This is a genomic window from Tatumella sp. JGM91 (assembly GCF_018257575.1).
In the GTDB taxonomy this organism is placed as follows: domain Bacteria; phylum Pseudomonadota; class Gammaproteobacteria; order Enterobacterales; family Enterobacteriaceae; genus Tatumella; species Tatumella punctata.
In genome coordinates this window covers 1-9,357 of the sequence record NZ_JAERJP010000041.1, presented here as the reverse complement: position 1 = coordinate 9,357, position 9,357 = coordinate 1, and the positions used below count along the sequence as shown (strand labels likewise).

8 protein-coding genes and 1 tRNA gene are annotated in these 9,357 nt (G+C 46.2%); 5 read left to right on the top strand and 4 right to left on the bottom strand.

Going from position 1 to position 9,357, the window contains the following annotated elements:
• Positions 1–278: 278 nt before the first annotated feature.
• Positions 279–1,838: a sugar porter family MFS transporter gene (locus tag JK198_RS16600; protein WP_343876833.1), complete on the bottom strand. Its 1,560-nt coding sequence runs from the start codon at positions 1,836–1,838 to the stop codon at positions 279–281.
• A 1,070-nt stretch (positions 1,839–2,908) separates the two neighbouring features.
• Here JK198_RS16600 and JK198_RS16595 point away from each other — a divergent pair.
• Positions 2,909–3,694: an endonuclease/exonuclease/phosphatase family protein gene (locus JK198_RS16595; RefSeq protein ID WP_212708915.1), complete on the top strand. Its 786-nt coding sequence runs from the start codon at positions 2,909–2,911 to the stop codon at positions 3,692–3,694.
• Between the two features lie 59 nt (positions 3,695–3,753).
• Here the strand turns inward: JK198_RS16595 and mltD are convergent, their stop codons facing one another.
• Entirely contained in the window at positions 3,754–5,133 is a 1,380-nt protein-coding gene (gene mltD, locus JK198_RS16590; RefSeq protein ID WP_212708912.1) for a murein transglycosylase D, read from the bottom strand.
• A 77-nt stretch (positions 5,134–5,210) separates the two neighbouring features.
• Positions 5,211–5,981 (bottom strand): hydroxyacylglutathione hydrolase, encoded by a 771-nt coding sequence (gene gloB, locus JK198_RS16585; protein ID WP_212708911.1) that lies wholly within the window; start codon positions 5,979–5,981, stop codon positions 5,211–5,213.
• A 42-nt stretch (positions 5,982–6,023) separates the two neighbouring features.
• On the opposite strand from gloB, the gene JK198_RS16580 reads away from it, so the two are divergent.
• Positions 6,024–6,761, top strand: coding sequence for a methyltransferase domain-containing protein (locus JK198_RS16580; protein ID WP_212711045.1), 738 nt, complete (start codon positions 6,024–6,026; stop codon positions 6,759–6,761).
• Here JK198_RS16580 and rnhA read toward each other — a convergent pair.
• On the bottom strand, positions 6,743–7,309 hold the full coding sequence (gene rnhA, locus JK198_RS16575) for a ribonuclease HI (RefSeq protein ID WP_212708909.1): 567 nt from the start codon (positions 7,307–7,309) through the stop codon (positions 6,743–6,745). The two genes, JK198_RS16580 and rnhA, sit on opposite strands and share 19 nt — an antisense overlap.
• On the opposite strand from rnhA, the gene dnaQ reads away from it, so the two are divergent.
• From dnaQ to tssB, 3 genes are all read left to right on the top strand, one after another.
• Positions 7,263–7,994, top strand: a complete 732-nt coding sequence (gene dnaQ / locus JK198_RS16570; protein ID WP_212711046.1) for a DNA polymerase III subunit epsilon — start codon at positions 7,263–7,265, stop codon at positions 7,992–7,994. The genes rnhA and dnaQ overlap by 47 nt on opposite strands.
• 131 nt (positions 7,995–8,125) lie before the next feature.
• Positions 8,126–8,202: transfer RNA gene (locus JK198_RS16565), tRNA-Asp, on the top strand.
• Between the two features lie 757 nt (positions 8,203–8,959).
• The coding region (gene tssB, locus JK198_RS16560) for a type VI secretion system contractile sheath small subunit (protein ID WP_212715369.1) at positions 8,960–9,357 on the top strand (398 nt) is incomplete at its 3' end.

Sequence of the window (9,357 nt, the reverse complement as noted above, 5' to 3'; positions counted from 1 at the left end):
GAGCGGTAGTTCAGTTGGTTAGAATACCTGCCTGTCACGCAGGGGGTCGCGGGTTCGAGTCCCGTCCGTTCCGCCACTTAATAAAAGTGCATATGATATTAATATGCTTTAAAGAAACCACACAATATATTGTGTGGTTTTTTTTTGCCTGAAATTCCTTACTTATATCTCTGGCGTACACGCTAATATTACCCTGAATTTCTGTGATTATCTGTGTCGGGGAATAACAAAAAGTCCCCCGCTCAGGCGGGAGACTTTTTACAGGCATAATGACAGGATCAGGAGCGGGCAGAAGAGCCTTCGGCTATATTGCTGACCTGTTTCTTTTTAGGATAAAAACGTCCTTCTTTCAGTGATATTTCTATATCTTCCAGTGAACGACCCCTGGTTTCCGGTACAAAAAAGTAAATAAATAAAAATCCCAGAAAGTTAAGCAGTGCATAAAACCACATCGCTCCGCCAATCCCGAGAATATTTACCAGAGATAATGCCGTGGCTGTCAGCAGCAAGTTAGAGCCCCACAGTACAGCTGCATGTAAACTGGTCGCTTTTTCCCTGATCCCCATGGGATACACTTCTGAACCAATCAGCCAGCCAATAACCTGAATACCGCCGGAATTAAATACCATAAAGGCAAACAGGCAGCTAACGACCAGCCAGCGATGTTGACCTCCATGGCTATTCATAACAAATACTGTCCCCAGTAATAATAAACTAATGATCGCACCAGGCATCATCCACAGAGTCAGAGTTCTGCGTCCAATATGATCAACCACCAGTTTTCCGAAGATAGTCAGCACCAGATAAATCACAGCCACACCTAATGCCGAATGTAATGCTGCACTGCGGCTGAACCCGGCATCGGTTAAAAACGTCGGCGTATAGTAAATCATCATCTCAATACCTGATAATTGAGTAAATGCCGCAACGCCTAGTCCGGCAAACAGAGCCGGTCGTAACCAGGGCTGTTTTAAATCTCTCCACCCGGTAATCGATTTCCGTTCTACTTTATCGTGTACTTTTTGAATATTTCTTAGCTCATGACGGACTTCCCGGTCAGTCTCACGGACCATATTAAGTGCAATACGTGCATCTTTAGTTCGTTTCTGACCGACCAGCCAGCGCGGGCTTTCCGGAAGCGGTAACATACCTAACATCAGGATCAGTGCCGGTATGGCCGCAACAGAAAACATTGTGCGCCATGTCCATATATCCTGCAGGAATGCACCGACCAGCCCGGCAGTCAGTATTCCGACGCCAATGGAAATATTGAAAAAGGTCACCAGACGACCACGTTTATGGGGCGGAGCCAGCTCAGCAATGTATACCGGTACAATCTGCGAAGCCCCGCCAACGGCAAAGCCGAGCACAATACGTGCCAGTGCCAGGGTGATAGCTGAATCTGACCAGCCTGATGCCAGAACCCCGATAGCAAATATTGCGGCCACAGCCATTACCGTATAACGGCGGCCAATCGCTGCCGAAATTTTTCCACATACCAGAGCACCTATTACCGCACCTACCAGAATGGCACTGGTAACCAGTTCCTGAGCATGGGCTGAAAGTGAAAAATCATGAGTAATTTGCAGCAGGGCACCAGAAATAATACCGGTATCATACCCATAGAGAAAACCGGCAATAGCAGCGATACCTGTGGCGGTTAACAGAAATGCATCTGCACTGAGAAAATAACTGTTGCTGCTGTCGTCCTGATTACCTGTATTATTGTCGGTCTGTGAAGTCTCCGGGGAGGTGTTTTTTATCTGAGGGTTAGATTGAGTCATAATTACCTTTTTTGTTGTTAGTGTGGTGTGCGAATTATCCTTGCGAAGAGTAATTTAAGGCCTGCCAGGCAGGGGGGAAGTATCTTATATAGCGTGGTTTGATAGTCTCCTCATACTCAAAAAACATATAGAAATTAAAAATCAATAGATAAAGCTATAACAGCTGATGTCCATGATGTCATTTTTTTATGATTGATATCACAGTTTTTGATGATATTCAGAGGATATCTCTATAATTCACTCTTTGATTGAAATATATAACTGGAATTTCTGAGGGTGATATTTCTATATAACAGCTGTTTTTAGTTATGAAATATTTATATTTTTAGCCATGATTTATGGTGTTTTTTTCGTGATTTTTATCAGGAGGTGAGGCTGTTATTCTGTATTGTTTTTCTTGTGTGTTATTTTATTTTTTATGATTGAGTTCTCTGGGTTTTCATCCCGATGGACATTATTTTTACTAGCTGATGAATATTTATTTTTTTTGCAGGAGAGGCTATTTCGTTATTAATTTTCCGGAGGGGTAGTCCGGGGCGTGCCCTTGTGTATCAAAGCCTGTGTAGTCCGTCTGGCAGGTTAATTATATTATTACCCGTGTCTTCCTGGCTGGTGCCGGTACAGATAAAGTGGCATTATTTCCTCATTATGCGCCTCATCCTTAGGTGTAATAATAGTTGTTCCACGAATCACAATGTATGATATTTCCTTACATATATATGCAGATGATTGATCTTACCCGTCTATGGTGGATACACGAATTAGTGAGTAAACTCGCAACCTTCCGGAGGTACCCGAGTAACCTGTTTAATAACCTGATTTACTCTGAAAAGTTAATAATCAGCGCGATAAAAATAGCGGGGAAATAAGCCCTGCCGTTGATATACCACCGATACTTAACCTGATAATGATCAGTGGTAAGGACTGCGGTAACATGCACGCCGATAATGTTCTCCGGGCAGATAAAAGTCACAGGCAGGGCCAAAGTGTTTTATCAGGGGGCGGGAAAAGCGGATATTATGTGTGCCGGCACGTCGGGATCAGTACCTGCTGATTGAAACCAGGGCATAAAGTCCCTATAACAGAGAGAGACGTTTTCCGCGGTGAAGAGAGCAGACACTAAAGTGCAGAAAAAAACCTATGCCATGAGATATGTTGCAGGCCAGCCGGTGGAAAGAACATTTCCTCCGGCCGCCTTATTGCATCTTGGCCAGGCGATGCCTGCTGGTGTACCTCTGACTACCGGGCCGAAGCTCAAAGTTGTGGTGTGGAATATTTTCAAACAGCAACGAGCAGAATGGCAGACAGTCCTGAAAAATTTCGGGGCACATTCTCATCTGGTGTTATTACAGGAAGCACAAACCACCCCGGAACTGATTCAGTTTGCAACCAGCCATTATCTTGCTGCCGATCAGGTTCCGGCCCTGGTATTACCCCAGCATCCTTCCGGAGTTATGACCCTGGCGTCGGCACACGCTGTCTACTGTTGTCCGCTGCGGGAGCGTGAACCGCTTCTCCGTCTGGCGAAGTCGGCATTAGTTACTGCTTACCCTCTGCCTGATGGCCGGATGCTGATGGTGGTCAATATTCATGCGGTGAATTTTAGCCTGGGCATTGATATCTACCGTAAGCAACTGGCTGTGATTGGCGAGCAGATACAACATCATAACGGACCGGTATTAATGGCCGGAGATTTTAATGCCTGGAGCCGGCAAAGGATTCGTGTTCTTTATCAGTTTATGCGTCAGCTTAAACTGCGGGAAGTGATGTTTACTCAAGACTGCCGGCGTAAAGCGTTCGGACGCCCACTGGATTTTATCTTCTACCGTAATATGACACTCAGTCAGGCATCAGTACTGGAAACGACGGCTTCCGATCATAACCCTTTGCAGGCCGAGTTCTCATTTTAATACGACGGGTCATGGGTACAAAAAAGGCTGACCGCGGTCAGCCTTTTTCAGTGGTATCTTTAGCTATTATTCACAAAGAGTGTCAGTTTATCGCCCGGTCTCAGGGATTGCTCATCAGATAGCAGCGCATTCCAGCGCATAACATCTTTGATATTCACACCGTGTCTTGCGGCGATGCTGGAAAGAGAATCACCCTTACGAACATTGTAGGTGATGCTGTTTCCATTATCAGCCAGCTGAGTGGTTTTTGCCGTCGCGGTGCCCAGTTTCAGAGTCTGGCCCGCTTTCAGACTGGCGGTACGCAGGTTATTCAGTGATTTCAGTGTGCTCATACTGATCCCGGTTTTTGCTGCAACCGTGGACAGCGTATCACCGCGGCGAACTCTGTAACTTTGTGATCTGCTGACAGTACTATTATCCGCCATTAATTCTGGCTGAATTGCCTTAATCTCGGTGGACGCCAGAGACATTTCCAGACGTTCAACATGAGACTTCGGTACCATAATGTACTGAGGACCTTGTGGCGCAGTAGCCCCCTTTTTATATCCGGCATTATAGCTTTTGAGCCGCGATACGGAAATGCCAGCCATCTCAGCAGCCTGGGTCAGTTTTATTTGCTGACCAACCTCCACCCGAGCCAGAGCACGACTTTCATTCGGCGCAGGTAATCGTACACCATAGCGCTGATTGTTCTTCAGAATTTCACTTAATGCCAGCATTTTAGGGATATAAACCGTTGTTTCTTTTGGCAACGACAGGTGCCAGAAATCCGTCGGTTTACCCTTCGCCCTGTTTTGTTTAATCGCTTTCATCACTGTCCCCTCACCACTGTTATAAGCAGCAATAGTTAACAGCCAGTCACCGTTAAACATTTTATTAAGGCGTTGCAACATATCCAGGGCCACACGGGTAGAAGCGACTACGTCTCTCCGTCCGTCATACCATTGGTTTTGTTTCAGTCCATAATTCCGACCCGTACTCGCAACAATCTGCCAAAGGCCTGCGGCGTTAGCTGCAGAAGTTGCATGCGGATCAAAAGCGCTCTCCACTATGGGTAGCAGTACCAGTTCCATCGGCATTTTACGTTGCTGTATTTGTCCGACAATCCAGTACATATACGGTTCAGCCCGTAATGTTACATCGTGGAGATAGCTCTTATTTTTCAGGTATTTATTTTTTTGCTCACGGATCCGGTTATTATCCGGAATCCCCATCTTCAACTCGTCACTAATGGTAACCCAGAGGTTGTTGTCCTGTGCGATAGTCGTTCCATCATCCTGCCATCGCGGTGACAACATCCGCTCTCCGTACTTACCATTTTCTCCCTGACCAGCCGAAGACAGACTCTGTGCATGCTGAACAGGTATATCAGCATCTTTCCCTGATGCCTGACATCCCATCAGCAAGACCGAGGCGAAGAATATCGCTTTAGCCTTCATTATGTGTGTCATCGTTGATAGTAGATTAAAAGACGAACAATCATACGTGACGTGATGGCACAACACAATAAAAAAAGTTAAAAGTTATCCTTCTTCAGGCGCAGGGCAGAAAATACCTGCCATTCTTCAGGTAAACTTATGTCAGGCAATATATTCCTTTGTAAATCAATATCATGGGTTTTAAGAAAAACATTAATCTCGCGTTCTTTCGCCAGCGTCGAAGGTAAGCTAATGCAGTTTTTATCACGTAACTGCTTAATATCATGGTAATAAGAGCGAATCTGCTGGTTTTGTGGTAACACTTCCAGTGCAAAGGCAAGATTCGATAATGTATATTCGTGGGCGCAGCAGACCAGGGTATCTGCAGGTAACTGATTAATGGTCTGAAATGAATGGTACATTTGTTGTGGCGTTCCTTCAAAAAGCCGCCCGCAGCCTCCTGAAAATAGCGTATCACCACAAAACAGATAAGGCTGAGTGTAATAAGAGACATGCCCCAGGGTATGGCCGGGAGTATCGAAGACAGTAAACTCATAGCCCAGTAATGTGACTGAACTCCCGCCTTTGACAATATGGCTGGCACCCTTAGCCTGAGTTTCCTGAGGACCGTAGACCGCCAGCTGTGGCCACTTGCCGAGTAATCCGGCGACACCATCGACATGATCACTGTGATGATGGGTGAGTAAGATAGCCACTGGCTGCCACTGATTTGCTGTTATAGTGTCCAGTACCGGCTGTGCCTCTCCGGGATCCACAATAATGCATTGCCCTGCCGGAGTGTTCAGCATCCAGATGTAATTATCTCTGAGGGCCGGAACACTGGTAAGATTTAAACGGGGAAGATTCATACGCGCCTCTCATAATCCTGAATGTTTTAGTGATGGTAAAATATGAAGCCTGCGAAAACACGTCAAACTCTTATTGCGCCTGAAGAATGGCAGGATATGCCCTGGGGCAGTTATTTTCATGATGCACTGACATATCATCTGCAGCCATACTTCGGGAAATTGTATGGTACACACCTGCTTAAAATCGGCACTCTGAGTGGCAAAATTGATACCAGCAGTTGTGCTATCAGCCATCAGGTCAATGTCAGTCTGTCAGGTGAGGGCGGAGGGGTTATTGCTGAAGATACCCGCTTACCTTTCCTCAGCAAATCAGTGGATGCCTGTTTACTGGCTCATACGCTGAGCTGGAGTCAGGATCCGCATCAGGTATTACGCGAAACTGACAGGGTTCTGGCGGATGATGGCTGGATCATTCTTAGCGGCTTTAACCCTTACAGCCTGATAGGACTGGGAAAACTGGTTCCCGGGCTTCGTCACCGTATTCCGTGGAATGGACGTATGTTCAGTAAGGGGCGGCTGATTGACTGGCTGAGTATTCTTAATTACGAAATAATTTTCCGCAGTGGCTTCCAGGTTATCCCCTGGAAACCGCAGGGAGGTAATATTATCAGTACCCACCTGCCTGCGATCGGGGCAGTCAATATCGTTGTCGCGCGCAAGCGGACCTATCCGCTGATATTGAATAAAAATCAGTCTGTTGCCCGCGCCCCGGGGATCCGTGCAGCCGTTAATGTCACCCGTCAGTTATCTGAAAATAAAAATCATGATACTGGCGAATAACCGCTGTCTTCCTGGTCAGCGACATTTGCCGCCTGGCGGGCCAGCTCATCACAGCGTTCGTTTTCAGGATGGCCGGAATGTCCTTTGACCCACTGCCAGTCAATTTTGTGATTTTGTAATGCCTGATCGAGACGCTGCCAGAGGTCAACATTTTTCACCGGCTTTTTGTCTGCTGTTTTCCAGCCGCGTTTTTTCCAGTTAACAATCCACTGGGTAATGCCCTGACGAACATACTGGCTATCGGTACTTATTGTGACGTTACAGGCTTCGGTTAATGCTTCCAGGGCAACAATTGCCGCCATTAATTCCATCCTGTTATTTGTCGTCAGCCGATAGCCTTTACTGAACTCTTTTTCGTGTTTTCCGTAGCGTAAAATTGCACCATAACCGCCGGGCCCGGGATTACCCAGGCAAGAACCATCGGTGAAAATTTCTACCTGTTTGCGCATCTCTGGTAGACTTCCTGTTGTGAAAAATCCAAGTCTGACATAAACGGCCCCTATGAGCACAGTAAAAAACCGCCAAATCGTCCTTGATACAGAAACCACCGGTATGAATATGATCGGGGTGCATTATGAAGGGCATCGCATCATTGAAATAGGTGCAGTGGAAGTGATTAACCGCCGTTTGACCGGCAACAACTTCCATGTGTACCTGAAACCTGACCGGCTGGTGGATCCTGAAGCATTCGGGGTACATGGTATTTCCGATGAGTTTCTGCTGGATAAGCCGGCTTTTTCTCAGGTTGCTGATGAGTTTCTGGATTACATCCGTGGTGCAGAACTGATTATCCACAATGCATCGTTTGATATCGGCTTTATGGATTATGAGTTTGCTAAACTCAACCGCGGGCTGGAAAAAACAGAAACTTTTTGCCAGATAACCGATAGCCTGTTGATGGCACGTAAGATGTTCCCCGGTAAGCGGAACAGTCTTGATGCTTTATGTTCACGGTTCGATATTGATAACACAAAACGAACCTTGCACGGCGCATTGCTTGATGCCGAAATCCTGTCGGATGTTTATCTGGCCATGACCGGTGGTCAGACATCTCTGACATTTTCTTCGGATACAGACTCGTCGAAGAATAATACCGGGGGGATTACCCACCGTGAGGTACAGGCTGATGGTGGTTTACGGGTTATCCGGGCTGATGCCGGTGAAATTGCTGCTCATGAGTCCCGGCTTGATCTGGTATTAAAGAAAGGCGGAAGTTGTTTATGGCGAGTATAAACATCATTTCTGGCGGATAAATCGCCTTCAAGGCCAAAAAAACGGCAAACACATTGATTGCTGTAGAAAAACCATTGACGTAATCAGGCTGCCCTATTAATATTCGCCTCGTTCCCGACGGGGAATGAAGCGGAGCGGTAGTTCAGTTGGTTAGAATACCTGCCTGTCACGCAGGGGGTCGCGGGTTCGAGTCCCGTCCGTTCCGCCACTATTTGAGGCCATGCTATTGATTAGCATGGCCTTTTTCGTATGTGTGTTTTCTGCTATGCCATTACCCTGTGACCGGCATAAGAACCCGCAGGGCGGGTTACCGCCGGATATTGTATCCCCTTGCATCCGGCCTTCCCGGGCAGTGATGTCAGTGGGTTCATCGACCAGTTCAGGTGATCTGAACGCCATATGTGTTCCCCTTTGTGAAAAATATTCGATTGTAAACATTCCGCATCATTCTGCTTATTAATGGCCGTTTTTATGAGTACGATTGCAGAAGCATCAGAATTAGTGGCAGCTGATCAATTGTTCTCTGTCAGGACATAATCGGCTGATGCCCCTGACACCCAGTTAATGCCTTTCACCATGTTTCTCACCCTTAACCCGGGCATAGCCTCCGGGGAATCTGAGCCCTTTCTGTTATTACCTTCCGTCCTGAAGCCATTATTTCATAATGGATTGATATGTTTATCCTCAGTGTATTGATTTTAATCAACTGAAGATTAATTGTTTAATAACTAACCGTCCATTTTAACTATTTCGATATAAATATTTGCTTACTGCATTTCCAGTAGTTCGGCTTTCTGGTGTATCAGCGTAATCTGTCATTAATATCTGGTGTAAAATTCTTAGTTATTAACTTTGTGCGAATTAAAGATCTGTATATTTGATCTTGGTTAGATCATTATTCTGCTATCGGGTGTAAATTACTTCAGTCTGAAAGTGTGCACAGCGATAAAGCGAGGGGTGATGAAATGGCTGACAGTTTCCAGAACGAAGTGCCAAAGGCACGTATTAATCTCAGGCTTGATCTGCATACGGGGGGCGCAGGTAAGAAAACTGAACTTCCTCTGAAATTACTGGTGGCGGGCGACTTCAGTCATGGCCGGCAATCGGCACCACTGTCTGAGCGCAAAAAAGTGAATCTGAACAAAAATAACTTTGACGCTGTGCTTTCTGAATATTCCCCGCAAGTCAGTCTGACGGTTAAAAATACGCTTGCTGATGACGGCAGCGAAGACAACATCAGCCTGACCTTCCGCTGCATCAACGACTTCACTCCGGAGCAGGTCTCTCGGCAAATACCTCAGCTGAAAGCCATGCTTTCCATGCGCAATTTACTTCGTGATTTAAAAGCTAACCTGCTGGACAA